Below are 25,990 nucleotides of genomic sequence, written 5' to 3' on the forward strand. Positions count from 1 at the left end.
GGGCTTACATTGCATCAAACCACCCAACCCCACCCCACCACCCAGGAACGCCATGAACCGCTACTCGAAAACCGCCTTGTCCCTGCTGCTCGCCGCCGCTTCCCTGGGCGCCAGCGCCGCCGATACCCAGCTGACGGGCTGCGCCGCCAAGCGCGAAAGCATCCGCAGCGAATTGCGCCAGGCGCAGGAACAGGGCCTGTCCGACAAGGTCGCGGGCCTGACGCGCGCGCTCGACGAAGTCAATGCCCACTGCCGCGACAGTACCCTGGTCGAGCGCCACAACAAGAAGATCCTGAAGGCGCAGGCGAAAGTCAACCAGACGGAGCGTTCGCTGCGCCTGGCCCAGGAAGCGAATAAAGAGCCGAAGAAGATCGCCAAGCTGGAAGGCAAGCTGGAAAAAGCCAGGGCGGAACTGGCCGCCCTGCAGGCGCAACAGCCTTAAGCCTTCTCTCCCAGCAGCTGGTAAATGCTGGAAAAATCCAGCGCGCCCGATCCCGCCTTGCTGTGCAAACTGTACAGATTGCGCGACAAGGCGCCCAGCGGCACGGACGCGCCGCTGGCCAGCGCGCTTTCCACGGCCAGGCCCAGGTCTTTCAGCATCAAATCGACGCCAAAGCCGCCCGTGTAGCCGCGCGCCGCGGGCACGTTCTCGGCCACGCCGGGGCACGGGTTGTACACCTCCAGGGTCCAGTTGCGGCCCGAGCTTTTCGCCATCACGTCCGACACCACCTTGGGGTCCAGGCCATTGGCCACGCCCAGGCGTATCGCTTCGCTCGTGCCGATCATCAAAATCCCCAGCAGCATGTTGTTGCAGATCTTGACCGTCTGCCCGCTGCCCGATGCTCCCGCGTGGAAGATGGCCTTGCCCATGGTTTCCAGGCAGGGCCGCGCCGCTTCCAGAGCCGATGCTTCGCCGCCCACCATGAAGGTCAGGGTGCCGTTGGTGGCCCCCGCCGTGCCGCCCGACACAGGCGCGTCCAGCATGGGCATGCCCTTGTCCTGCGCCGCGCGGCCCACCTGGCGGGCCGCCTCCGTGGAAATCGTCGAGCAGTCGATCAGCAAAGTGCCGGGCCGCGCCTGCGCCAGGATGCCGGCCTCGCCCAAAGGATTACCCAAATAGGCGCCCAGCACGTGGCGGCTGGCCGGCAGCATGGTGATGACGATGTCGGCAGCGCCTATCGCCGCCGCCTGGTCGTCGGAGACGAGGCCGCCGCCATCGGCAAACTGGCGCACGCTGGCCGGGATCAAGTCAAAGCCCGTGACGGCGTGGCCGGCCCGCACGAGGTTTTGCGCCATGGGCAAGCCCATGTTGCCCAAGCCGATAAAGACGATATTTGCCATCGCCGCCCCCTATTTCATTGCAATGGTGGTATTGACGCCGCTGCCGCCGTCGTCCGGGGCAAACCAGCGCGCCGTGACGGTCTTGGTCTGCGTCCAGAAGTACAGCGCCTGCTTGCCGTTCGGGCCCAGATCGCCCAGCTTCGACGCGCGCGACCCCGTAAAGCTGAAGTAGGCGACGGGCACGGGGATGGCCACGTTGATGCCCACCTGCCCCACGTCGATCTCGTTCTGGAACTTGCGCCCCGCCCAGCCGGACGAAGTGAAGATCGAGGTGCCGTTGCCGTTCGGGTTGGCGTTGATGAAGGCGATGGCCTGGTCCAGGGTATCCGTCTCGACGACGCACATGGCCGGGCCGAAGATTTCCTGCGTGTAGACGGAGTTGGACGCCTGCACCTTGGAGAAAATCGTCGGCCCCATGAAATTGCCGCCCTCGTAGCCGGCCACCTTGTGGCCGCGGCCGTCGAGCAGCAGCTGCGCGCCTTCGTCCACGCCCGCCTGGATCAGCTTTTCCGCCCGCTGCATGGCTGCTTTCGAGACCATCGGTCCCAGGTCCGCCTCGCGGTCGCTGCCCGGCCCCACTTTCAAGGCTTTCGAGCGGGCGACGATTTCCGGCAGCCAGGAACGGGCCTCGCCCACCAGCACGACGACGGAATTGGCCATGCAGCGCTGGCCGGCCGCGCCGAAGGCGGCGCCGATCAGGTTATTGATGGCCTGCTCCTTGTTGGCATCGGCCAGCACCACGCAATGGTTTTTCGCCCCCATCATCGATTGCGCGCGCTTGCCCGCTTCGCTGGCGCGGCGGTACACATGCGTGCCCACGTGGGTCGAGCCGATGAAGGAGACGGCCTTGATGTCGGCATGGTCGCACAGCATGTTGACGACGTCGGCGCCGCCATGCACGACGTTCAGCACGCCGGCCGGCAAGCCCGCCTGGTACATCAGTTCGACCAGGTACATCGACGAGGACGGGTCCTGTTCCGACGGTTTCAACACGAAGGTATTGCCGCAGGCGATGGCGATGGGGAACATGAAGCACGGCAGCATGACGGGGAAATTGAAGGCCGTGATGCCGGCGCCCACGCCCAGGGGCTGGTAGATATTGTAGACATCGACGCCGTTCGCCGCGTTTTCCGCGATCTCGCCCAGCTGCAGGGTGGCGATCGAGCACGCGTGCTCCACCACTTCCAGGCCCCGCATGACTTCGCCTTCCGCGTCGGGCAGGGTCTTGCCGTGTTCGCGCGTGATCAGTTCGGCCAGGGCGCCGATATTGTCGCGGATCAACTGCTGGTACTTGAGCATGATGCGCATGCGCGCCGCCAGCGGCGTGTTGCGCCACGTTTTAAACGCTTCCTTGGCCGTGGCGACGGCCAGGTTCACTTCATCGGGCGTGGAAAACGGCACGCGGGCGACGATTTCCTGCGTGGCCGGATTGATGACATCGCGCCATTCGGTGGTGCTTGAAGCGTGGTGCTTGCCGCCGATATGCAGGGGGACGGCGGGGACTTGAGTGAGGGCTTGGTTCATGTGAGGCTCCAATAATTCGATACGCGACAGTCGCGTCACAGCTGCGGAAATCTGGGGTCAGTTCCTTCGGAACCGGGATTTTCCCCACCAGGGAAAATCCTCCCGGCGGGTCTGACCACGGAATTATTTTTTAACGAGATTGCACGCCGCCGCATCCATGGGCTTGAAGGCCTGGTCGGCGGGGATGGTGGACAGCACTTTCAGGTAGTCCCATGGTCCCTTCGATTCGGCCGGGGTCTTCACCTGCACCAGGTACATGTCGTGGATGACGCGGCCGTCGGGGCGGATCGAGGCGTTGTGCATGACGGCGTCCTGGATGGGCAGTTCGCGCATCTTCTGGGCGACGATCTTCGCGTCGTCGCTCTTCGCGGCCGCCACCGACTTCAGGTAGTGGTAGACGCTGGAATACACGCCCGCCTGCACCATGGTCGGCTTGGCGCCCTTGTTGAGGGCTTCGAAACGCTTGGCGAATGCCCGGCTGCGGTCATCGTAGTCCCAGTAAAAGCCGTCCGCGTAGACGAGGCCCTGGGCCGTGTCCAGGCCCAGCGCATGCACGTCGGAGAGGAACACGAGCAAGGCGGCCAGGCGCTGGTCCTTGCCGCTGCCGATGCGGAATTCGCGCGCCTGCTTGATGGCCGACACGGTATCGGCGCCGCCGTTGGCCAGGCCGATCACCTGCGCTTTTGAACCTTGCGCCTGCACCAGGAAGGACGAGAAATCGGAGGCGTTCAGGGGATGGCGCACGGCGCCCAGCACCGTGCCGCCATTGCGCTTGACGACGTCGCTGGCGTCCTTTTCCAGCGAGTGGCCGAAGGCGTAATCGACGGTGACGAAGTACCAGGATTTCTGTCCCAGCTTGGTCAATGCCGCCGCCGTACCGGCCGCCTGTGAATACGTGTCGAACATCCAGTGGAAGCCGTTCGGCGAGCAATCCTCGTTCGTCAGGCGTCCCGTGGCGGGGCCGCTGAACATGGCGATGCCGCCCTTCTCCTTCATCAGCTTTTGCACGGACAGGGCCACGGACGAGTTGGTGAGGTCGGCGATGGCATCGACCTTGTCGCGGTCCAGCCATTCGCGCGCCTTGGAGGCGGCGATGTCGGCCTTGTTCAAATGGTCGGCGGAAAGGATCTCGATCTTCATGCCCTTGCATTCGGCTTTTAAACAATCCTCGACGGCCATCTGGCTGGCGACGACGGAGCCGCGCCCGCCCATGGCCGAATACGGGCCGGACATGTCGGTCAGGATGCCGATCTTGACGACGCCATCGGAAATCTGCGCCTGCGCGCCGGTGAAAGACAGGGAAAGCGCCAGCGCGCCCATGGCCAGAACGGTCTTTTTCATGCAGTGTCTCCTGAGGGAAAAGGGTTTTTCTTATATGTATATCTGCATTCTGCATGTGTAAAAATATGCGCTCAAGTGAAATTAATGCATAATTCCTTTGCAAAAATGCACAAGGAGAACAAAGTGCTCGATTGGGACAATGTCCGGGTCTTCCTGGAACTGACGCGCAGCGCGGGACTCGTCGATGCGGCGAAAAAGCTGGGCATCGACCATTCCACCGTGTCGCGGCGCATGCGCAAGTTCGAGGAGCAGGTGGGCACGCAGCTGTTCGACCGCAATTACGTGGGCTACCAGCTGACGCCGGAAGGCCACCGCCTGATGGAATACGCGGAAACGATGGAAAGCACGGTGTTTGCCGCCACGGAGGAGCTGGGCGAACACAATCGCCTGCTGTCGGGCCAGGTGCGCCTGGGCGCCACGGAAGGCTTCGGTGCCGTCGTGCTGGCGCCCCACCTGGCGCAGTTTTGCGGCCGCTATCCGCACATCAGCGTGGACCTGATCGCCGTACCCCGCTTCGTCAGCCTGTCCAAGCGCGAGGCGGACGTGGCCATTTCCATCGAACGCCCCCAGTCCGGCCCCTACGTGGTGACCAAGCTGTCCGACTACCGCCTGAAACTGTACGCCACGCCTGCCTACCTGGCGCGCCATGCGCCCATCACCGGCGTGGCGCAGCTGGCGCAGCACCCCATCATCGGCTACGTGGACGACCTCGTCTTCAGCGCGGAACTGCGCTACATGGACAACGTGGCGCCCGACTCCCTGCGGGCCTTCCGCAGCACCAGCGTGCTCGCCCAGTACCACGCGGCAAGGGCCGGCCAGGCCCTGGCCATCCTGCCCTGCTTCGTGGCGCAGCAGTCGGATGAGCTGGTGCCCGTGCTCGACGGCGACATCGACCTCGTGCGCTCGTTCTGGATGATCTCGCCCAGCGAGCGGCGCAACATCGCCCGGGTCAGCGCCCTGTGGAATTACCTGCGCACGGCCATCGACTTGAACCACGCCTACCTGATGGGCGAGACGGCCGCGCCCAGCTGGCCCCCGTGAGCGGGCTGCGGCGCGCTACACTGTCGCCACATCATAAAAGGAGAATGCCATGCTGATGGATGCAAGCCAGGCCGTTATCGTCATCGTCGACCTGCAGGGCCGCTTGATGCCGGCCATCCACGACGCCGGTGCCGTGCTGGCGCAGAACCTGCGCCTGGCCAGGATCGCCCGCCTGCTCGACGTGCCAGTGCTGGGCACGGAACAGAACCGCCAGGGCCTGGGGCCGAACGTGGAGGAGATCGCCGCCCTGTGCGAACAGACCTTGCACAAGACGCATTTCGGCGCCTGTGCCGACGGCTTGCAGGATATGCTACCCGCCGGGCGCAGGCAGATCGTCGTCACGGGCTGCGAAGCGCACGTGTGCATGCTGCAGACGGCCATCGGCCTGCTCGAGCTGGGGTATGAGGTCATCATCGCCATCGACGCCGTCGGCTCGCGCCAGGCGGCCAGCCGCGACGCGGCCCTGGCCCGCCTCGGCAAGCTGGGCGCGCAGCTGGTGACGGTGGAAATGCTGGCCTTTGAATGGTTGCGCGACTGCAAGCATCCCCGTTTCCGCGACGTGCTGACGCTAATCAAATAGCGGGGCCGCCCTTAATCCAGATCAAACCCATCGGCCCTCCATTTGCTAGCGTGGTAACAGCGCCGCCACTGCGAGCGGCGCCCCCGTCCACACCAGCAAGGGAGCCATCATGGCCTACATCCTACGCGGCAAGCTGTGCGGCCTGATCTGCGCCGAGTGTCCTGAACCGCTGTCCCACGTCACCGTGCGCCTGTACCGCCCGCGCGAGTCGCAGAACGTCACGGCCCTGGCCGTGGCCAGCGCCAAGGAAACCTTCGCCATCCTCACGGACGAGGAAGTGCGGGCGAAAGCCCCCTACCTGCTGGCCGAGGCGAGCACGGACGAGGACGGCAACTACAGTTTCACCCTGGAAGGCGACTACCAGGGCGAGGCTGTCGAGGTGGACGTGCTGTGCCCCACCGTGCCGCACCTGAAGCCGGGGCCGAAAGACCCCGTGCCCCTGCAGTTTTCCATCACCACCGTGCAGCCCCGCTGGCGCCAGGTGGACAATGACTTCCTCGCCGTGTGGGATTATTGCCTGCCGCAGCGCTTCTGGTGCCTCGTGCGCGCCCGCTTCGGCGCCTGGACCATCTGCGGCCGCCTGCGCACCTGCGACGCGCCGCAGACGCCCATCGCCGGCGCCACCGTGCATGCCTTCGATGCGGACTGGCTACAGGACGATGCGCTGGGCGACGCCGTGACGGACGCCACGGGCCGCTTCCGCATCGACTACCTCACGGCCGACTTCACCTTGACGCCCTTCTCGCCCTTCATCAACGTGGAATTCACCAGCGGCCCCGACGTGTATTTCACGGCGCAGCTGGGCAGCGTGACCATCCTGTCGGAAACCCAGGCCGATGGCCGCAAGCCGGGCCGCGAAAACGTGGGCCACTGCTTCTGCGTGGAATTGTGCTCGAAGGACGTCTTGCCGCCCGACGTGGAAGGCGTGCCCCACTGGCAGCAGGTGGAAGTGTTCGACATCCACCCGTTTCCCGCGCCGGCCGGCTTCTCCGCGCAAGGCTATGCGGGCGGCGCGGGCGCCTCGTATGTGTTCGGCGGCGGCGTCACCCTGAAAGGCAACTGTCCGCTGCGCAACAGCGCCATTCCCGCCAATCCGCTGGAATACCGCTTCCTCATCGGCGAGTGGACGTGGCCCGGCGGCAGCGACGACCCGACGGCCCTGCCCACGGTGGCGCCGTCCAGCCTGGCGCCGCTCACGCAAGTGCTGGGCACGCTCGTCGGCTATGTCTTCTACACGAATGGCCTGGGCCTGGCCGACTCGGCCCAGGTGATCGTCGATGCGGGCGACCTGAAGCCGGGCGGCTGGATACGCGTCGATGGCAAGCCCGTCACGGTGGACATGCGCGACGGCACGACGGCCGTCGTCAACGTGGCGCCCAGCATCTTCCTGCGCACCTTTGATTTGCTCACCGTGAATACCCCCGCCATCACCAGCCTGCATCCGGCCAAGCTGCCGGGCGGCTTGCCCATCCTCGACGCAGGGCGCAGCCTGACGACAGCCGAGAGCGAACCCATACGCCGCTACCGCCTGGGCTTTGAAGTGCGCGACGGCAATACCCTGGCGACCGTGGCCACGGATGGGCTGGACTCCATCGTCTTCGACAATTCGCCCGTCATCGTGGCGCTGGACCTGGAAGAGCTGCGCAGCAATGCCTGCAACCCCATCTCGGGCGGCCTCGTGCATATCCTGTACACGATCGACCATCCGCATTTGCGCTTCTTCAATATCACGATTTCCAACAACAATGGCACCCAGCACCCGCCGCCACCGCTGCCGGCCGCCAGCTTCACGCCGCCTCCGCCACCGGGCAACTATCTGTTCCGCGGCGGCGCGGGCGGCCCTCATTTGTCCGGCAACAACGGCGGTTTTCCCATCAACGTGGCCCTGGACCCGCCGTGCGCCTACCGCGTGGCCATCGCTTGGCAGACGCGGCATTACCTGGCGTCGTCGCATAGCATCGACCGCCTCTATTGCAAATAGGAGAGTTCAGGAATGGCGCCCCCAGGCCTGCTGCGGCGTGCGCCTGCATCGGGCAGATGCGCGGCAGGGAAAGTACGGCACGGGCATCGGGGCCGGCGCGATCCGCCACACCTGCCAGAGGTGCTGGCCGCCGCAGCGCTGGCATGGACCGCGCCCGGCACGGCCGCCAGGGCGATGCCGCTGGCCAGCAGCAGAGACAGGTGCAGCGGACCATGGGCGCGCCGCCAAGGCTGGCGCCCGCCCGCGTGCACCGCTTGTCAAGCGGCTCCAGCCAGGCCAGGCTTGCGCGAACAGCCGCACCCGGACAGCGTGTCGCACGCCGGCGGAGCACGTGGCCGGCCGATTGCGTGCTTGTTTCCCGGAGCGTGAAGCGCTAATATGCAAGAATTAACTTGCATATTAAACGAGGCTGAAAATGCGTGACAAGCTGGAAAAACTGCTGGCGCAGGGGCGCGACAATGCCCTGCTGCGCTTCGGCCTGGGCGACGCCTGCCTGAAAGACGGTGACGCGGAACAAGCCGTCCTGCACCTGGCGCAAGCCACCGTGCAGCAGCCCGGCTATTCGGCGGCATGGAAACTGCTGGGCAAGGCGCTGCAGCAGCAGGGCCGGCTGGATGAAGCCGAGGCCGCCTGGACGACTGGCGTGACGGTGGCCACGCAGCAAGGCGACCTGCAAGCCGCCAGAGAAATGACGGTGTTTGCACGGCGCCTGCAAAAAGCCCGCGACAGCCAGGCGCAGGCGCCCGCCGCCACGCCCGAAGGCGCAGCCGGGTAAAGTGGATCGGCAGAAGATCAGTGGGCGTGGGGCGCGCCCTTGCCATCGGCTGGCAGCGCTTCGCCCCGCTCCTTCGCCAGCCGCTTGGACAGCAGCGCCTGCGCATTGGCCGCATAGGCGCGGCAGGCGCCGGCGTCGATCAGGGGATTGTCCGTGCCGTTGCGCCTGGCGGCCTTGCCCAGCACGTCCGTCGTGCCCGGATGCACGGGGATGATGATGTCGCATGGCAAGGCGGCCACCTTGGCGATGCTTGCGGCAAACGAAGCGGACAGGTCGGGCGAGCCATCTTTGCCCGTGTAGCGGAAATTGCCGCTGGCATACGGGTTCAGGCTGTCCGCATACACGACGTCCAGGCAGCGCGCGCCTTCGCACGAGGTCCACGTCCACGTCGTGGCGCCTGGCGTGTGGCCCGGCGTCATGTGGGCCGTCAGCGCCAGGGGGCCCAGCCTGACGGCATCGCCGTCGCCCGCCACCGTGACCTTGGCGACCTTGGCGACATGCACGACAGGCTGGGCCTGGTACTGCGGATCATCCTTGCCGTTGGTGCCGCTTTGCAAGCCCAGGGCGCCCGACGCGCTGGCCACCACGGTGGCGCCGCTGGCACGCTGCAGCGCGGCGATACCGCCCGCATGGTCCCAGTGCGCATGGGAATTGAGGATGTATTTCACGTCCTCGATGCGGAAGCCCAGCGCCCGGATATTGGCGATGATCAGGGGCGCCGACTGCGGCAGCGCGCCGTCGAGCAGGATGTGGCCCTGCGGGCTCGTCACCAGCACGGCGGACAGGCCGGCCGTGCCCACGTACCAGCTATTGCCATAGATATTGAAGGGCTGGACGGGCGCATTCCATTCCTTGCAACTGTCGCAATCGACAGGGGCATCCTGCAGGGGGGCGGGCGCCTTCGCCTGTACCGTGCCAGCCGACAGGGTCGCAACCGTTGCCAGCATCAACTTCGCCAATAGTGTCATTCTCATCTCCAGATGGGTAAAAAAAAAGGCGGCCGCGACGCGGCGCGCCAGGGGGAATCAGTGCATGCGGGCCGTCCAGCCGGCCAGGGTGTCGCGGATGGTGCCCGCGTCGAGCGAGCGCCGCTGTGCGCCATCCGCGTCCAGCAGGACGACGGTGACGTTCCTGCCGCCGCTGCGCATGCGCATGGTCAGGCAACTGCCCGCCGCGTGGCTGCTGCCCGTCTTGGACAGCAAGATATCCCAGCCCTCGCCGCCCACGAGCGGATTGGTGTTGCGCAAGGTGCGCCATTTGCCATCGACGGCCACGCTGGCCTGCGGGTGGCTGGTGATGCGGGCAATGTCCGGGTAGCGCGCGGCGGCCGCCACGATCTTCGCCACTTCGGTGGCGGTGGAGGTATTGCCCGCGGAACTGCCGACGGGTTCCGTCAGGGTGGTGCGGGTCAGGCCCAGGCCCCGTATCTTCGCCTGCAGGGCCTGGACAAAGGCCGCATTGCCGCCCGGATAAGTGCGCGCCAGTGCCGCGGCGGCGCGGTTCTCGGATGGCAGCAGGGCCAGCTGCAGCAGCACGCCGCGCGGCACGGCGACGCCGTCGGCCAGCAAGCCGTGGCGCTGCATCGACGCATTGCCATCGGCGCGCACGATGCGCAGCTTTTCCTGCGGATCGAGTCCCGCGTCGAGCACGACCATGGCCGTCATCAGCTTGGTAATCGAGGCGATCGGCACGACGGCATCGGCATCCTTGGCCATCAGTATCTTGCCGCCCTCGTCCAGCACCAGCATGTGCCGGGCGCTCACGGGCAGGTCCAGCATCGCGGCCGTGGCATCGGCCATCACCGCCGCGGACGGCGTGCCCTTGCCCTGCGTCTGCAGCAGCAAGGTGGCGCAGGCCAGCAGCAAGGCGGGCACGGCCAGTTTCCAGCCCGTGGCAGCGGGCGCCGGTGCCATCAGGCGGCGGATGCGGGCCAGCAGCGCGCCGCCCCGGGCCGACATCAGCAGGCCGGGCTGCCGCGCGCTGGACGCCTGCAGGGACAAGGCGTGCAGGGCCGTGGCCAGCTGCTGCGGGTCCTGCAGCGCCTGCGCGGCCAGCGCATCGGCCACCTGTTCCCGCTCAGCCCGCATGCGCGCCGACAGCCACCAGACGACGGGATGGAAGAACAGCAGCGCCTCGGCCACGCTTTGCAGCAGGTTGACGAGGTAATCCCAGCGCCGCACGTGGGCCAGCTCATGCGCCAGCAAGGCTTCGACCAGCGCCACGGGCATGCCGCTCAGCAAGGAGACGGGCAGCAGGACGACGGGGCGCCAGAATCCCAGGGTCACGGGACTGCCCAGTCCCGCATGCAGCTTGAGCGGCAGCGGCTGGCGCAAGCCCATGCGCAGCGCCAGGGCATCGAGGCGCGCCTGCCAGAGAGCCGGGGCCGCCACGGCCTGACGCCGCAGCCTGCCGACCCAGGCCAGGCCCAGGCACAGTCGCAAGCTCATCAGGCCGACGCCGGCGCTCCAGGCCAGCACCAGCGCGGGCAGCCAGGCCTGCATCTCGTGCCGCCACGGCGGCGGCGCCATGGCCGGAAACGGCCCGGACGCGGTGGCGCCATCCAGCAGCAGGGCCAGCAGATGGGCGGCGGGCAAGCCCAGACACAGCAGCAGCGCCAGCGCGCACAGCGCATAGCGCCAGCGCGCATCCGCCTCGCGCAGCAGCCACAGCCCTGCGGCGGCGGCCCCGCCGATGAGCAGGCCCTGCCAGACGAAATACAGCAACACCCAGCCCAGCGCGGGCAGGAACAGGTCCGAGACGGGCAGGCTCATGGCTGGCCGCCGTCCTTGCCGCTGTGGCCGCCACGCAAGATGTTTTCAATTTCCAGGCGCTCCGCGTCGCTCACGTGCTCGCGCAGCGCCGTCAGCACGAGGGCCTTGCCGGAACCGGAAAACACCTTGCCGATCAAGTCCTTGAGCAAACTGGTCTGCAGTTTTTCCTGCGCCTCGACGGCTGCATACAGCTGCGGGCGCTGGCTTTCATCGCGGCTCAGCAGGCCTTTGCTATGCATCAGCTGCAACTGGCGCAGCACGGTGGCATAGCTGGCGTCGGCACGCTCCGCGGCCAGGGCGTCATACACGGCGCGGGCATCGGAAGGACCGCGGCGCCACAGGATGCGCAGCAGGTCCAGTTCGGCGGCCGTGGGATGGGGAGTGGAGGTATTTTTTAACATGACGCTAGAATACCGATTCTAGAACTTCATGTCTAGAACTTTTTTTCTATACTACGCAGGCGGCTAGAAATCGCGCAAGCCGTCGAACACGGCATACAAGGCCGCCGCATCGGGCAACTGCGCCTGCGTCAGCACCTGCTCCAGCGCCACGTAGATTTCATCGCGCTCCACCGTTTCGATGATGCTGGAACGCCGTTCGATCTGGTTGAACACGGCGACGTAGTCCGCGACCATCGCTTGCGCCATGGCTTGCACCGCGCCGGAATCGCTCACCCCGTCAAGGGTGCGCGCCGTGGCCAGCAGCTTTTTATACGCCTGCGCGGCCTTCCTGGCATACGCCGCCGGGATGTGCTCGCGGCCATCCCAGTCGCGGAAGGGGTTGTCCAGGTTTTCCGCCAGCCACTCGGGCTTGCGCGGCCGCGTCACCGACAGGTTCAAGCCCAGCGCCGCCGCCTTTTTATAGCTGGCCTTGATGGCCTTGGCCGCATCGGCCGGCAGGCTGGCCAGGTACAGGCTGGACAAAGCAGGCAACTGCGCCGGCGCCGGAAAGTCGTCAGGGCCGTAGCCGAACAGTTCATGCGCGGTGAACTCCTGCAAGCGGGCCAAGGCGGCGATGCTGCCCACGTTCGACGCCAGCCCGGGCTTGCCCCACACGGTCAGGTCAGTCAGCCAGGGGAAACGCTGCGCCACCACGTCGAAATCCACGGCCGGCATGGCACTCAGCGACAAGTGCGTCAATTCATCGAGGCCGTGAAATGGCGCCAGGGCGCCGCTACACTGCAGGCGCAGGAAGCGCCCTGCATGCGGGTCGTCGATATGCAGCGATGGCGACGGCGCGCCATTCAGTATCAGGGTGCTCAAGCCCTCGTTCAGGCGCAGCGATCGCAGGCCGTCGGCATGCACGATGAGGCGGCCGACATTGCTGTTGCTTAAGTCGAGTTCGCTCACCGTCGATGACTGCCACTGCACTTCGCTGATAATCGGATTGCCGTTGATATAGGCGGCCAGCGCCGCGCTGCCGTGGCGCGTTTCGATCGCCGTCAGGCAAGGCAGCTGGTCCAGTTCGGACAGGTCGCCGAGCGCCTGCAGGATGCTGTCGCCGATGCGGCTCGTATTCTGGCGCAAGGACTGGCCGCCGATGCGCACTTCCTCGCTCGATGCCGCCTTGAAACGCTGGCGCCTGGCCGGGTCGACCTGCTCCCAGCGGCGCTGGCGCCACACGCTGTCGCCCATGTGCCAGCCGCCGCTGTAGCTCTTCACTTGCGTGTCCACCAGGGGCGCGATATTGGCCACCAAGGTGTAAGCCCGCGGCACCCTGGCATTGACGAAACTGTGGTCGTGGCGGCGGTTCCAGAAATAGTAATCGCATACCAGGGGGCGCATCGCTTGCACGGCCGCCGCATCGGGCAAGGCGTCGCCCGTCCAGTCCAGCTCCAGGACGGCGGCCAGCGGCGCTCTGCCGGACGAAGAATCATCCTCGATGGCGGTGACCTGGCAAGCCACATACTGCTGCAGCCTGGACGAAAACACGCTGTAAATATCTCCAACCTTGGCAAGCACGTCATTTCCTTGTATCGAACGGTGAGGCCCGCACGATAGCAAAGTTTGGCGGCGCGCGGCGTACGCGCCGCCGGAGCCGCCAGGGTGCTTACCCGGCTCAGTCCGCGTGCAGCTTGTGGTGCATGCGGCGCAGGCCCAGCCACACGGCCGCCGCCACGAAGGGCACCAGGGCGCCGACGAGGATTTCCGGATTCACGGGCAGCCCCATCACCTTGGCCGCCTTGCCCGTGTAGCTGAACAGGCCGATCACGTAGTAGGAAATGGCGGCCACGGACAGGCCTTCCACCGCCTGCTGCAGGCGCAGCTGCTGGGCGGCGCGGGCGTTCATCGATTGCAGGATTTGCCGGTTCTGCAACTCCTGCACGATGCCCACGCGCGTGCGCAGCAAGTCATTCGTGTTGGCGATGCGCTGCGCCATGGCTTCCTGGCGGCTGGCCATCGCCTCGCACGTGTTCATGGCGGGCGTCAGACGGCGGTCCATGAATTCCTCGACCGTGGGGATGCCCTCGATGCGCACTTCGCGCAACTCGTCGATGCGCGCCTTGACGAGGCCCATGTAGGCTTTCGAGGCGGAAAAACGGTAGCTGTTGTCGAGCGACAATTTTTCAATCCGGGCCGCCAGGCGCGTGATGCGGTCGAGCAAGGCTTGCTCGGCCAGGCCCTGGTCCCCGCCGCCGGGCGCGTCGTCCGTGTCGACCATGGCGGCGGCCAGGGTCGCCAGTTCAGTTTCGATGGCGTTCAGCGACGGCGCCGCCTGCATGGCGTACGGCAAGCCCAGCAAAGCCATCATGCGGTAGGTTTCGATTTCCAGCACGCGCTGCACCAGGCGGCCCGACTGCTGCGAGCGCATGCCCGCGTCGCGGATGACGAAGCGGCTGAAGCCGTCCGACTGGATAGTGAAATCCGTCCACAGTTCACCGCCCTGCAGCACCTTGCTGCCGGCCAGGGTGTTGCCCTCGAAGACGCGCGACAGGCCCTGCATGAAGATCTCGGCCGGCTCGGTCGCCTGTTCCAGCACCACGTGGGCGGCCACCATCAGCTTGCCCTTCAAGCCCGCCAGCCACTGCTGCGGCAACTGTTCCAGGGGCATGCGCCCGAACGCCTGCTCCAGGGGCAAGGCGGCGCCCGGGTGTTCGGCAAAGGTGTAGGTGGCAAATTCCGTGTGGCATTCCCATTTCAGGCGGAAGCGGCCAAAGTCGTAATAGAAATACTTGGCTTCGGCGCTGGGGGGTGTGACGCCGAAATGCGTGCACAGGGCCGCCAGGGTGGCGTGCTGCAGCGTCATGTTCGACGCGCCCGACGCCGCGCTGTCGTCCCGGTAGACGGCCAGGTGGGTGATCAGCTCGGGAGCATCGAGCTGCAGGAAGGGCCGCGAGTGGATTTCCGCGGCCAGCGGCACGCGCAGGGCGTGGTTCAAACTGGAGTTAATCAAGTGCATGATAGCCAAGGGTAAAGTTGCAAAACTGCTTAGACCCGCGCGCGTGCTGCTGTGCCCGCAGCGGGGGTCTGATTGTCACAGTGTAACAAAGCAGGAAGCATGCCACTTTTTTCCCAGGCCGTTCATGTCGTTTTGATCATGGCGGATGCGCCCCGCCCCGCTCCTTGGCGACTGCCCAGCCACCAGAAAAAGGCGGCCAGCGCGACGGCCGAGGCCTGGCCCAGCGCCAGCTTGAAGGCGCTGTCGAACAGCAGCGGTGCGACAAAACCGGACACCAGCGCAAAGAGCACCATCTGCACGAAATTCTGCAGGGATGCGGCCAGGCCCCGCATCTGCGGGAAGATGTCGAGGGTGGCCATGGTCATGCCCGGCAGCGCCAGCGACATGCCGAAGGCATACAGCATGACGGGCACGACGGCGAACGGGATGCTGGCGGCGCACCAGTGGTTGTAGGCGATGTTGAGGGCGCCCGTGGCCGCCATGACCAGCAAGCCCCAGCGCACCAGCACGGTGCTTTTCACCGTATGCGCCAGCTTGCCCGACAGGGCCGAACCGCCCACCAGCCCGGCCACCATGGGAACGAACATCCAGCCGAAGGCCGTTTCAGGCAAGCGCAGCAGTTCCAGGATGAAATGCGGGGCGGAGGCGATGTACAGGGCGAAGCCGCCGAAGGCGAAGGCCACGGCCAGCGAACGCAGCAGGAACCCCCGGTGGCGCAGCGCTTGCCAGTAATTACGGGCGATGGTACCCGGGTGGAAAGGCTGGCGTTGCGCAGCGGGCAAGCTTTCCGGCAAGCCCTTCAGGCAGGCCAGCGCCAGCAGCACCGTGACGGAAAACGTGAAGACGAACGTGGATTGCCAGCCATAGGCCACGTGCAGCCAGCCGCCGATGATGGGGGCGATGGCGGGCGCGATGCCGAACACCATCATGATGTTGGCCAGCATCTTTTGCGCGGCCGCACCCGACAGGGTATCGCGCACGATGGCCTGGCCGATCACCCTGCCCGCCCCCGCCGACGCGCCCTGCATGCCGCGGAAAAACAGCAGCCAGCCAAAGCTGGGCGCGAAGGCGGCGCCGATGGAACCCACGGCAAAGATCAGCAGGGAAGCGAGGATCACGGGACGGCGGCCGAACGAGTCGGACAAGGTACCGTAGAACAAGGTCATGAAGGCGTAGGCGGCCAGGTAGACGCTCAGGGTCTGCTGCACCAGCACGCTGCTCACGTCGAAATGCGTGCTGATGGCAGGAAACGACGGCAGGAAGGTATCCGTGGCGAACGGGCCCAGCATGGACAGGCCGGCCAGCACCAGGGTCAGGTTGCGGGCCTTCATGCGCCCGCCTGTGCAGCGTGCTGGCGGCGCAGGCCGTCCAGGGCCGCGAGGGAAAACGCGGCCACGTGCTGCGCGATGCTGGCGATGCCCGCTTCGTCATAGGTGATTTCCGGCACCACCAGCTCATGCACGGTGCGCGAACGGGCATAGAACACGGCCTGGCCGATGACGCTGAACACGCATTTCTGCACCACCTCGCCCGGCATGGCGGCCCCCACCACGCCGCGGATCAGCTGCGTGAACAGGGCATGCTGGGGCCGCACGTTGCGCTCGGCCAGCTTGTGGATGGCGGCCGTCGGCTCGATCAGTTCGCGCGCCACCAGACGGCTGAACAGCGACGCCGGCCCCGGGCGCAGCATGTCCGACACGAGCGCCTCGATGGCCAGGCGCAACTGCTCCACGGGCGGCAGCTGCGCCTGCGCGCTGGCGGCGGCCACGTCGGCGGCCGAGGCGCGGGCCAGCGCGCGCGCATGGTCGAAGGCGGCCAGGTGCAGTTCTTCCTTGCTATGAAAATAATAATTGACCATCGCCACGTTGACCCTGGCCGCCTCGCATATCCTGCGCACGGACGTGGCCTTGTAGCCGTCCTCGGCAAACAGGTCCGCCGCCGCCTGCAGGATGCGCGCGCGCGCCGGCTCGCCTTCTTTCTCGTCCATCATGTCCATCACCATTCAAACAGTTGTTTAATATCGTCCGGCATTGTATCAAACAGCTGTTTAATTTTCAAACGGGCGTAAAAAAGCCCGGCGCACCGGGCTTTTCAACAGCGTCGCCGCAGCTTAGTGCTTCATGGCCGGCATCGGGGCCGACGAGGTCGCGCCCAGCGGACGCGCGACGGCATTGACTTCGATGGTTTCGCGGTGCTTGTCCTCGCCTTCCAGCACGAGGGTCAGGGGGATCTTGTCGCCCGCCTTCACCTGGCCTTTGAGTTCCAGCAGCATGACGTGGTAGCCGCCCGGCTTCAGCTCTACGGCCTTGCCGGCCGGTAAGGCGATGTCCTTGACCTGGCGCATGCGCATCATGTTGTCGGCCATGCTCATTTCATGGATTTCCGCCACGCCCGCCACGGGCGAGCGCACTTCCAGCAAACGCATGGCCTTCGGCGCCGTGATTTGCATGAAGGCGCCCGTGGCTTTTTGCTGGGGCACGGTGGCGCGCACCCACGGGTCGGTGATCTGCACGGCAGTCTGGGCAGCGACGGAGAAGGACAGCACGGCCAGCGTCGTGGCCAGCATGGTTTTCAGGTGGGTCATGATGAATTCCTTTCGTGAGAGTTACAAGGTGTATTTCGATTGCATCAGGGTCTTGATGTCTTGCACGCACTCATCACCCGTCAGCTGGTGCTTCAGGCCCAGGCGCATGCGGCCCTCGGTGTCGAGCACATAGCTGATGGCCGTGTGGTCCATCGTGTAGGAGCTGCCGCTGGGCACGCGGCGGTAGAAGACCTTGTAGTTGAAGGCCGTCTGCGCCGTGCTCTTCGGGTCCGTGCGCAGGCCGAGGAAGCTGGGGTCGAAGGCGCGCATGTATTCGCCCAGCAGCTCGGGCGTGTCGCGCTCGGGGTCGATGCTGATGAAGATCACTTGCAGTTTATCCCCATCGGCGCCCAGCTTCTGGCGGATTTCCAGCGCGCGCGACAGGGCCGTGGGGCACACGTCCGGGCATTGCGTGAAGCCAAAGAAGACCATCACGTACTTGCCCTTGAAGTCGGCCAGGGTGTACACCCTGCCGTCGGGACCGCTCAACTTGAAGTCGGGCTTGTAATCGCCGCCCGTCAGGTCGAGGCCGTTGTAATGGGGTTTCGGCGCAGGCTCGCAGGCGGCGAGCGTGAGCAATCCCGCCGTGCCGGCGAGAAGGAAGAGACGACGTTTCATGGTAATTCCAGCCCTATGGGCGTAGTTGATACAAATCAGGAAGCAGATGCCGTGCCGCATGGCGACAGGCGGAACAGGTGTACTCAGGCCAGGGACGGCGGGCCACGCGGACTGGCAGCAAGCCAGGCGAACTGCGGCTGCGGCGCCTGGTAGAACAGGGGCGGATAGGCATCGTGGCCCGTGACGGCGGCCAGCGGCGACAGGGCCGGCGGCGGCAGGCCCACGCTGCCCGCATGGTTCAGGCAGAAGGGGCAATGTTCGATGTGATGCAGCACGGAATCGGTGGTGGACTTGACGGCCGGCGCCAGGTCCGCCTGCGTGTAGACGGCGCCGCTGGCCGAGCAGATGTCGACGGCGGCATTGTTCGCGTTGGCGTGCAGCGAGGCAAACGCGTACGACAGGGACGGCGACAGCGCATTGAGCAGTATCGCCAGGCAGGCGAACCACATGTGCCACTGTTTGCGCTTCGATAAAGGTCCCATGGCCCCGATTATAACGGAGTCTGGCTATCCGGGCGCGGGGCCGGCAAGCGCCCCCTCGCCGCGCAGGAACAGGCTGGGCCGCACGCCCGCCACGTCCACGCAGGCATCGCAGAAGGCGGGAATGGAGGCGAAGCCGGAACCGGCCGCCACCTGCGCCAGGTCGCGCGCGGCGTCGCCGTCGCCCGTCCCCTGCGCCGCCGTGTGCAGCGCGTGCGCCAGGCGCTGTTCGCGCACCAGGCTCAACAAGGCCTCGCCTTCGGCAAACAGGCGCGCCCGCGCCTTGTGCGGCGTGACTTGCCACAGGGTCGCCAGGCGGGCCGCCGTCCACTTGCCTTGCGGCGAGTGGAAGATGTGCTGCGCCAGCGCCTGGCTCCAGCGCTTGCCGCCGCCGGGCCCCGCCTGCGCATCGTCGTCTTCCAGCGCCAGGGTGAAGACGGCCGGCTTGCCCCTGCCCGGCATCACGTCGCAGGCGAAGCGCAGGAAGGCGGGCACGACGAAACTGTCGCCGCTGGCCAGCTTCTTGGTCGTGATTTCATTGTGCAAGGTGACAAAGCCCTGGCGCACAGTGACGCGCAGCCGCAGCGGAAAGCGCAAGCCCAGCAGGTGCAAGGGGTGATCGGAAACGAGGGCCATGCGTCAGGTCAAGGTGGTGAGCGAGCCGCCAGCATGCCACACATCGGGGCGCCAGTCTGTCATCACAGCGACGCCACGCCGTAGCGGCGCAGGCCATCGAGGTCGACGACGCGGATGGCCTGATAGGCAATGCTGATCAGCTTGAGTTCGGCCAGATGGCCCAGCGCCTGGTTCACGCGCTGGCGCGAGATGCCGGTCAGCAAGCCGATCTCTTCCTGCGACAGCTCAAGCACGCTGGACGTGCGCGGATATAGCATGGGGTGGAACAGCTGCGCGATCGCCTGCGCCACCTGCGCGTCGACGGCCAGCAGGCGCTGGTTCTGGATGGTGGCGATGAACTGTCCCATGCGCTCGTTGAGCTGGCGGATGACGAAGGCGTTGAAGGACAGGCTTTCGGCCAGCAGCAGATGAAACAGGTCCGCCGGCACGAGGATGATGTCGGCCGCGCGGACGGCCACCACGTCGTAGCGGCGCAATTCGCGCTTGAGCACGCTGCCCTCGCCGCACCAGCCGCCGGCCGGCACGCCGGAAAACGTGGCGCCGCGCCCATCGGCGTTGTAGACGGCCAGCTTGATCAGCCCCGCATGCACGCCGATCCAGTGCGCCGACGGTTCGCCCCGCCGCGTGATGACGGCGCCCGCCTCATAATGTCTGACGACGCTGGCGGCGCGCAGCAGCGCCTGATGCCGGGCATCGAGGGCCGCAAACCAGTCGTGGCTGTCGAGTTCGGGTACTGCACTGATCACGCTGTCGTTGCTGTCCATGCCATCTTCCAGACCTGTCACTAAGATGACAGTGATTTTATCGCACCGGTGCTATGCTCACCGGTATCAATCCCGAAACAGGGAGCAGCAGAATTTTTTTACCAGGAGACAAGCATGACACCTGATTTCAACACCGGCCTCGGCAAAAACAGCGCCAACTACGCCGCCCTGACCCCGCTCGACTATATCGCCAGGGCAGCCGCAGTATATGGCAATCGCCTGGCAATTGCACATGGCGCCATCCGCCAGACGTGGCGCGAGACCTATGCGCGCACGCGCCGCCTGGCCTCCGGCCTCGTCAAGCTAGGCGTGGGCACGGGCGACACGGTGGCCGTGATGCTGCCGAACACGCCCGCCATGGTGGAAGCGAGCTTTGGCGTGCCCATGGCGGGCGCCGTCCTCAATGCATTGAATATCCGCCTCGACCTGGCCTCCCTGACCTTCATGCTGCGCCACGGCCAGGCGAAAGTCTTGCTGGCCGACACGGAATTCGCCGACCTGGCGCGCCAGATGGCGGCGCAGATTCCCGGCTTGCGCGTGATCCAGGTCAACGACGTGCTGGGCCCGCAAGTGGAACCCTTTGCCGAGCTCGACTACGAAAGCCTGCTGGCCAGCGGCGACCCGGACTATGACTGGCAGGGGCCCGCCGATGAGTGGGACGCCATCGCATTGAACTACACGTCCGGCACGACGGGCGACCCGAAAGGCGTCGTCTACCACCACCGCGGCGCCGCCTTGAACGCCCTGTCGAACATCCTGGAATGGGACATGCCCAAGCATGCCGTGTACCTGTGGACCCTGCCCATGTTCCACTGCAACGGCTGGTGCTTCCCGTGGACCATCGCCGCGCGTGCCGGCGTGAACGTGTGCCTACGCAAGTTCGAACCGAAACTCGTGTTCGACCTGATGCGCGACTTGCGCATCACCCACTATTGCGCGGCCCCCATCGTGCATGCGGCCCTGGCCAACGCGCCCGCCAACTGGCGCGAAGGAATCGACTGGACCGTGCGCGGCATGGTGGCCGGCGCGCCGCCGCCCGCCGCCATGGTGGCGAAGATCGAAGCCATGGGCTTTGACCTGATCCACTCGTATGGCTTGACGGAAGTGTACGGACCGGCCGCCATCTGCGCCGAGCAGGACGAGTGGGCGGCCCTGTCGCAGGAAGAGCGGGCCGTACTCAAATCGCGCCAGGGCGTGCGCTACCACCTGCAAAGCGCCGTGGCCGTGCTGGACCCGGAAACCATGCAGCCCGTGGCGGCCGACGGCGAACAGATCGGCGAGATCATGTTCCGTGGCAACATCTGCATGAAGGGTTACCTAAAGAATGAAAAGGCGACGCAGGAAGCGTTCGCGGGCGGCTGGTTCCACACGGGCGACCTCGGCGTGATGTATCCGGACGGCTATATCAAGCTGAAGGACCGCAGCAAGGACATCATCATCTCCGGCGGCGAGAACATTTCCAGCGTGGAAGTCGAAGACGCGCTGTACCACCACCCGCAAGTGCTGGCCGCCGCCGTCATCGCCCAGCCGGACGAGAAATGGGGCGAGACGCCGTGCGCCTTCGTCGAACTGCGCGAAGGGGCCACCGTGACGGCGGAAGAGCTGATGGCCTTCTGCAAGAACAACCTGGCGGGCTTCAAGGTACCGAAGGCCATCTATTTCGGCCCCCTGCCCCGCACATCGACGGGCAAGATCCAGAAGTTCGAGCTGCGCAAGCGCATGCAGTCCGACAAGGCCATCGACGTGTGAGCGCAGCCCGTCAGTCGCGCTTGCCGGGCTGCCACGCCGGCTGCGGCACCACCAGGCGAGAAAAGCTGGCGATGCTGGCCACGGCAGCAAAGCCGGCTGCCAGGCACAGCGCATACGTCGTGCCCCGGCTGGCGGATACCGTGAAGCAATAGGCGACGAGCGCCGCGCCCGTCGCCTGGCCGATCAGGCGCGAGGTGGCCACCACGCCGCTGGCGCCGCCGGCCCGTTCGGGCGGCGCGCTGCCCATGATGGCTTTCAGGTTCGGCGCCTGGAAGAAGCCGAAACCGACGCCGCACACGGCCATGCGCCAGCCGATGTCGAAGGCGCTGGGGTGGGCCGGTATCCAGACCAAAGTCAGCAAGCCGCCCGCCAGCGCCGCCAGGCCGATGCCGCCCAGCACACCCGGCGAATAGCGGTCGCTGAGGCGCCCGGCCACGGGCGCCATCACGGCCACGAGCACGGCCCACGGCGTCATCAAAAAGCCCGTTTCCACGGGCGAACGGCCCAGGGTGACTTCAAAATAGAATGGCAGCGAGACGAAGGCCAGGCCCTGCGCGGCAAACGTGCACACGGCCGTCAGCGACGACAGCAGAAACAGGGGCCGGCGGAACAGGTCGATGGGCAGCATGGGCGCCGCATGGCCCGCCTGGCGGCGCAGCAACAGGACAAAGAAGACCGCCACGGCCACCAGTTCCGGCAGCAGGGTGGAAACGGAAGCGTGATGAGCGGCGTCGCCGAACAGCAAAATCAGCAGGCCGAAGGCGCCCACGTTGTACAGCGCCGTGCGCGCATCGAGGGTGTGGCCGGAAAGCCTGGTGGCCGGCAGCATGCGGCTGGCCAGGAAGAAGCCGGCCACGCCCAGCGGCACGTTGATGGCGAACAACCATGGCCACGAGGTCGTCGCCAGGATCAGGGAAGCGGCCGTGGGGCCGATGGCGAACGCGACGGCCACCACCAGCGCATTGTTGCCGAAGGCCCGGCCCAGCAAATGCTTGGGATACAGGGCGCGCAGCAGCGCCGTGTTGACGCTCATCATGGCGCTGGCGCCGACGCCCTGGAACAGGCGCGCCACCACCAGCGACGGCAAGGACCAGGCCAGCGCGCAGGCCAGCGACGCCAAAGTGAAGAGGAACATGCCGGAGATAAACACGCGGCGGTAGCCGGCGATTTCGCCCAGGGCGGAAAACGGTAGCAGGGTCGCCACCATGGCCAGCTGATAGACGTTGACGATCCAGACGGAAGCGGCCGGCGTCGTGTGCAGCTCGCTGGCGATGGCCGGCAAGGCCGTGTTGGCGATCGCCGTATCGAGCGAGGCCATGCCCACGCCGATGGCCAGCGACAGCATGGCCCATAAGCGGGCGCCGGGCGGCAAGCCGTCCTCGCCCACGAGGAAGGGCTGCGCCCTGTTTTGCTTGAACATCATTGATCCGATACGAAATCCATGCCGCGCCGCCAGCCACGCTTGCGCCGGGCATTGTTAGCGGCCAAGAATATGGCCGCAGGCAAGACACTAGCATGGATAAACGGAGTCTGCCGGGCGGCCCGGCGAAGTCCTGGCCGCCCTGTTATCGGATGATCATGTGGGTTTTATTTCTTGCAATCGATGACCTTGAAATCCTTCGAATAGCAGATGCGCAGCTCGCCCGAGTGCTTTTCATAGCCGAGCCAGCGGCCTTTCAGCTGCGGATTGTGCTGCTTCATCCACTGGAACAGTTCATTTTTCGGCATGGTGCTGTCCGGCAATTTCAAGGCCTGGAACAGTTCGCGTTCCTTCTCGAAATATTCCTTGGCCGTGTCGAAGTCGCAGGCGCCATGCTTTTCCCATTCGCCCTGCAGCAAGGCTTCGCCCGGCTGCATGCACATATACGGCAAGATCTCCGACGGCGCCAGTTTCGGCAGGTTGCCCTTGCAATAGCGCGGATGCAGCTCCGTCTTGCGCGGCGGCGTCACGGAAATGTCTTCGCAGGTGGCCGGATGGTCCGACTGCGCCCACAAGCCATGCACGATCCAGCCGAAGTGGTTGCTCTCGGCGCACTGGAAGGCAGCCTTCTTCGACACTTCGCCACGGCGGCGCTGGCTGTCGCAAAAGCCGGGCGACCACGACAGCGCCAGGATGAAGGAATCCGTGGGCACGTTCGTGCTTTGCTTGTAGCAGGTGTTTTTTTCGTCCGACGGCTTGACGTCGTAATCGTAATAGCTGACGTTGCGGGGAATGGTGCACGTGGCGTCGGCCGCGTGGACGGCGCCGGCAGACAGGCTGAAAAACACGGCGGCCAGCGCGGGCAAGACAGAGCGGATTTTCATCGAGTTTCCTTCAAGATATAAAAACGCCGGCAACTGGGTGCCGGCGCCGATGCCATTGAGATAAGCGTCAAGCAGCTTTTGGCGCAACACCCGAACAGCGAGAAAGCCGGGGTCGGACCCTGAGGGTCCGGCCCCGGAACTTCACTTTGGGGGTGAAATGGACGCCCACTTACTTATTGGTATGACCATGCTGCTGCGGCGCGATCCAACAAACCCATTAGCACACTTTGTGCATCCAGCCATGCGTATCCGCCGCCGTGCCATGCTGCAAGCCCAGCAGCGCTTCACGCAGGGCCAGGGTGACGGCGCCATTTTCGTTGTTGTTGATGGTCATCTCAAAGCCGTTGGCCTTGGCCACGCCCACGGGCGTGATGACGGCGGCCGTGCCGCAGGCGAACACTTCGGTCATGCGGCCCGAGGCGATGTCGTCGCGCCATTGCTGGACGGACAATTTACGCTCTTCCGTCGCGTAGCCCAGGTCTTTCGCCATTTCCAGCAGGCTGCGGCGGGTAATGCCTGGCAGCAAGGTGCCCGTCAATTCCGGCGTCACGACGGTGACCTTCTCGCCATCCTTGTAGACGAAGAACAGATTCATGCCGCCCATTTCCTCGATGTACTCGCGGTGCACGGCGTCCAGCCACACGACCTGGTCGCAGCCCTTTTCCTGCGCTTGCGACTGGGCCATCAGGCTGGCCGCGTAGTTGCCCGCGCACTTGGCTTCCCCCGTGCCGCCCGGCGCGGCGCGCACGAAGTCTTCGCTGATCCACACGGTGACGGGTTTCACGCCTTTCGGGAAATAGGCGCCCGCTGGCGAGGCGAACAGCACGAACAGGTATTCCTCCGAGGGACGCACGCCCAGGTAAGGGTCGGTGGCGATCATCAGCGGACGCATGTACAGGCTCTCGCCCGTGTTCTTCGGCACCCAGTTGCGGTCTTGCGCGATCAGCGCGTCGCCCGCTTCCAGGAACAGTTCGACGGGGATGGCCGGCATGGCCAGGCGCGCGGCGCTGCGGTTGAAGCGCTCCGCGTTTTGTTCTGGACGGAAAGTCTTGATGCTGCCATCGGGCTGGGCAAACGCCTTGTAACCTTCGAAGATGGCCTGGCCGTAGTGCAGCGACGAGGCGGACGGGTCCAGCATGAGCGGACCGTAGGCTTTCAGTTCGCCCTGCTGCCACTTGCCGTCGCGGTAAGGAATCACCACCATGTGGTCCGTGAAGATGCGGCCGAAGGCGGGATTGACCATGCGCGCGGCGCGCTCGGCGTCGGACAGGGGGTGGGCGGATGGGGTGACGACGAGATTCGGTGTGGAAGTGGTCATGGCAGCAGAAGACGAGTCAGGAAGAATAAAGAGATTCCCTATTGTAGCGCCTAATCCGCCCGGCGAGGGCGTGGATGGGATGGCCGCCATTGCTGCGCCGCATCAATCAACGGGGCCTGCGCCGTCAGCCGGCCCGCAGCGGCCGGCCCCGCCCCGCCTGCGCTTCCTCGGCGCACTGGCTGCAGCGCATCTGCACGGACAGCACGTTGGCGCCGATTTCCATGCCATGCCGGGCCGCCGTCAGGCGCACCTGCTCCACCAGCGGCGCATCCTGCACCAGCACGCTGCGTTCGCAGACCCGGCACACGAGGTAGCAGCTGTCCGCCGCCACCTTGTCGGGCTTGATCAGGTAGCGCGCCTTGTTGCCGCTGGCACTCGCTTCGCGCTCGCGCAGCAGCAGGCCCGCCAGTTCCATTTCCTTGAGCACGCGGTAAATCGTGCCCAGGCTGATGGATATGCCAATATGCAATAACTGCTGGTAGATGCCTTCCGCGTTCATGGCTTGCCGCTGGGTAGCCGCCAGCACTTGCAGGATGCAGATGCGCGCGCTCGTCGGGCGCAGGCGCACGGCGCGCAGGCTGTCGAAAACGCGGCCATCGCCCTGGATAGGAATGTCTTGCATGGGATTCTCCGCTTGTGCGTTCAGCTCTACTGACATTGCCAAGCGAGAAGATAAAAAGGGAACCGGGAAATAAAAAAAGGCTCTGTCCTCGACAAGTAGGGGAACTCACAGTATGGCTGAGGTCTAACTGAGTGGACCAGCCAGACGGGAGCACCTCATGCAA

Annotated in this window: 25 protein-coding genes; 6 read left to right on the forward strand and 19 right to left on the reverse strand. The window is 65.6% G+C overall.

Features of this window, described 5'->3' with window-relative positions:
* The first annotated feature begins 52 nt into the window (after positions 1–52).
* Positions 53–442, forward strand: coding sequence for a DUF1090 family protein (locus tag EBS11_RS12525; RefSeq protein WP_290603293.1), 390 nt, complete (start codon positions 53–55; stop codon positions 440–442).
* Here EBS11_RS12525 and mmsB read toward each other — a convergent pair.
* From mmsB to EBS11_RS12540, 3 genes are all read right to left on the reverse strand, one after another.
* Entirely contained in the window at positions 439–1,341 is a 903-nt protein-coding gene (gene mmsB / locus EBS11_RS12530; RefSeq protein WP_290603294.1) for a 3-hydroxyisobutyrate dehydrogenase, read from the reverse strand. The two genes, EBS11_RS12525 and mmsB, sit on opposite strands and share 4 nt — an antisense overlap.
* 9 nt (positions 1,342–1,350) lie before the next feature.
* Positions 1,351–2,865: a CoA-acylating methylmalonate-semialdehyde dehydrogenase gene (locus EBS11_RS12535; protein ID WP_290603295.1), complete on the reverse strand. Its 1,515-nt coding sequence runs from the start codon at positions 2,863–2,865 to the stop codon at positions 1,351–1,353.
* Positions 2,866–2,988: 123 nt separating this feature from the next.
* Positions 2,989–4,206 carry an ABC transporter substrate-binding protein gene (locus EBS11_RS12540; protein ID WP_290603296.1) on the reverse strand — a complete coding sequence of 406 codons (1,218 nt, stop codon included), beginning with the start codon at positions 4,204–4,206 and terminating at the stop codon, positions 2,989–2,991.
* Positions 4,207–4,329: 123 nt separating this feature from the next.
* Here EBS11_RS12540 and EBS11_RS12545 point away from each other — a divergent pair, with 123 nt between their 5' ends.
* From EBS11_RS12545 to EBS11_RS12560, 4 genes are all read left to right on the forward strand, one after another.
* Positions 4,330–5,247, forward strand: coding sequence for a LysR family transcriptional regulator (locus tag EBS11_RS12545; protein WP_290603323.1), 918 nt, complete (start codon positions 4,330–4,332; stop codon positions 5,245–5,247).
* 49 nt (positions 5,248–5,296) lie between these two features.
* Positions 5,297–5,827 carry an isochorismatase family protein gene (locus EBS11_RS12550; RefSeq protein WP_290603297.1) on the forward strand — a complete coding sequence of 177 codons (531 nt, stop codon included), beginning with the start codon at positions 5,297–5,299 and terminating at the stop codon, positions 5,825–5,827.
* A gap of 109 nt (positions 5,828–5,936) precedes the next feature.
* Positions 5,937–7,808 (forward strand): hypothetical protein, encoded by a 1,872-nt coding sequence (locus tag EBS11_RS12555; RefSeq protein ID WP_290603298.1) that lies wholly within the window; start codon positions 5,937–5,939, stop codon positions 7,806–7,808.
* A 415-nt stretch (positions 7,809–8,223) separates the two neighbouring features.
* Complete coding sequence (locus tag EBS11_RS12560) at positions 8,224–8,583, forward strand: tetratricopeptide repeat protein (protein WP_290603299.1); 360 nt, start codon at positions 8,224–8,226, stop codon at positions 8,581–8,583.
* Positions 8,584–8,600: 17 nt separating this feature from the next.
* On the opposite strand, the gene bla is transcribed toward EBS11_RS12560, so the two are convergent.
* The 12 genes from bla to EBS11_RS12620 all read right to left on the reverse strand — a co-directional run bounded on the left by bla (position 8,601) and on the right by EBS11_RS12620 (position 19,834).
* The gene (bla, locus tag EBS11_RS12565) at positions 8,601–9,551 is read right to left on the reverse strand and encodes a subclass B3 metallo-beta-lactamase (protein WP_290603300.1); all 951 of its coding nucleotides are present in this window, start codon (positions 9,549–9,551) and stop codon (positions 8,601–8,603) included.
* A 57-nt stretch (positions 9,552–9,608) separates the two neighbouring features.
* Positions 9,609–11,354: a M56 family metallopeptidase gene (locus EBS11_RS12570; protein WP_290603301.1), complete on the reverse strand. Its 1,746-nt coding sequence runs from the start codon at positions 11,352–11,354 to the stop codon at positions 9,609–9,611.
* Positions 11,351–11,755: a BlaI/MecI/CopY family transcriptional regulator gene (locus EBS11_RS12575; RefSeq protein ID WP_290603302.1), complete on the reverse strand. Its 405-nt coding sequence runs from the start codon at positions 11,753–11,755 to the stop codon at positions 11,351–11,353. Before EBS11_RS12575 ends, EBS11_RS12570 begins: the two co-directional genes overlap by 4 nt.
* Before the next feature lie 63 nt (positions 11,756–11,818).
* Positions 11,819–13,315 carry a hypothetical protein gene (locus EBS11_RS12580; RefSeq protein WP_290603303.1) on the reverse strand — a complete coding sequence of 499 codons (1,497 nt, stop codon included), beginning with the start codon at positions 13,313–13,315 and terminating at the stop codon, positions 11,819–11,821.
* A 97-nt stretch (positions 13,316–13,412) separates the two neighbouring features.
* Positions 13,413–14,753: a DUF3422 domain-containing protein gene (locus tag EBS11_RS12585; RefSeq protein WP_290603304.1), complete on the reverse strand. Its 1,341-nt coding sequence runs from the start codon at positions 14,751–14,753 to the stop codon at positions 13,413–13,415.
* A gap of 122 nt (positions 14,754–14,875) precedes the next feature.
* A complete protein-coding gene (locus tag EBS11_RS12590) occupies positions 14,876–16,084 on the reverse strand; it encodes a multidrug effflux MFS transporter (RefSeq protein WP_290603305.1) in 1,209 nt (402 codons plus the stop codon).
* Positions 16,081–16,743 (reverse strand): CerR family C-terminal domain-containing protein, encoded by a 663-nt coding sequence (locus EBS11_RS12595; RefSeq protein WP_290603306.1) that lies wholly within the window; start codon positions 16,741–16,743, stop codon positions 16,081–16,083. Before EBS11_RS12595 ends, EBS11_RS12590 begins: the two co-directional genes overlap by 4 nt.
* Positions 16,744–16,863: 120 nt before the next feature.
* On the reverse strand, positions 16,864–17,337 hold the full coding sequence (locus tag EBS11_RS12600) for a copper chaperone PCu(A)C (protein ID WP_290603307.1): 474 nt from the start codon (positions 17,335–17,337) through the stop codon (positions 16,864–16,866).
* A gap of 21 nt (positions 17,338–17,358) precedes the next feature.
* Positions 17,359–17,955, reverse strand: coding sequence for an SCO family protein (locus EBS11_RS12605; protein ID WP_290603308.1), 597 nt, complete (start codon positions 17,953–17,955; stop codon positions 17,359–17,361).
* An 83-nt stretch (positions 17,956–18,038) separates the two neighbouring features.
* Positions 18,039–18,437: a DUF2946 domain-containing protein gene (locus tag EBS11_RS12610; protein ID WP_290603309.1), complete on the reverse strand. Its 399-nt coding sequence runs from the start codon at positions 18,435–18,437 to the stop codon at positions 18,039–18,041.
* 24 nt (positions 18,438–18,461) lie between these two features.
* Positions 18,462–19,070 (reverse strand): AraC family transcriptional regulator, encoded by a 609-nt coding sequence (locus EBS11_RS12615; protein WP_290603310.1) that lies wholly within the window; start codon positions 19,068–19,070, stop codon positions 18,462–18,464.
* Positions 19,071–19,132: 62 nt separating this feature from the next.
* Complete coding sequence (locus EBS11_RS12620) at positions 19,133–19,834, reverse strand: Crp/Fnr family transcriptional regulator (protein WP_290603311.1); 702 nt, start codon at positions 19,832–19,834, stop codon at positions 19,133–19,135.
* Positions 19,835–19,948: 114 nt separating this feature from the next.
* Between EBS11_RS12620 and EBS11_RS12625 the strand changes: the two genes are divergently transcribed.
* Entirely contained in the window at positions 19,949–21,583 is a 1,635-nt protein-coding gene (locus EBS11_RS12625; RefSeq protein WP_290603312.1) for an acyl-CoA synthetase, read from the forward strand.
* Positions 21,584–21,593: 10 nt separating this feature from the next.
* On the opposite strand, the gene EBS11_RS12630 is transcribed toward EBS11_RS12625, so the two are convergent.
* The 4 genes from EBS11_RS12630 to EBS11_RS12645 form a co-directional block, all read right to left on the reverse strand.
* Positions 21,594–23,006 (reverse strand): MFS transporter, encoded by a 1,413-nt coding sequence (locus EBS11_RS12630; protein WP_290603313.1) that lies wholly within the window; start codon positions 23,004–23,006, stop codon positions 21,594–21,596.
* A 164-nt stretch (positions 23,007–23,170) separates the two neighbouring features.
* Positions 23,171–23,887 (reverse strand): hypothetical protein, encoded by a 717-nt coding sequence (locus EBS11_RS12635; protein WP_290603314.1) that lies wholly within the window; start codon positions 23,885–23,887, stop codon positions 23,171–23,173.
* 217 nt (positions 23,888–24,104) lie between these two features.
* Positions 24,105–25,205: a branched-chain amino acid aminotransferase gene (locus tag EBS11_RS12640; RefSeq protein WP_290603315.1), complete on the reverse strand. Its 1,101-nt coding sequence runs from the start codon at positions 25,203–25,205 to the stop codon at positions 24,105–24,107.
* A 124-nt stretch (positions 25,206–25,329) separates the two neighbouring features.
* Positions 25,330–25,827 (reverse strand): transcriptional repressor, encoded by a 498-nt coding sequence (locus EBS11_RS12645; RefSeq protein WP_290603316.1) that lies wholly within the window; start codon positions 25,825–25,827, stop codon positions 25,330–25,332.
* Positions 25,828–25,990: the final 163 nt, after the last annotated feature.

Origin of the sequence: Janthinobacterium sp. (genome assembly GCF_009923995.1) — a bacterium.
Lineage (GTDB): Bacteria > Pseudomonadota > Gammaproteobacteria > Burkholderiales > Burkholderiaceae_D > Janthinobacterium.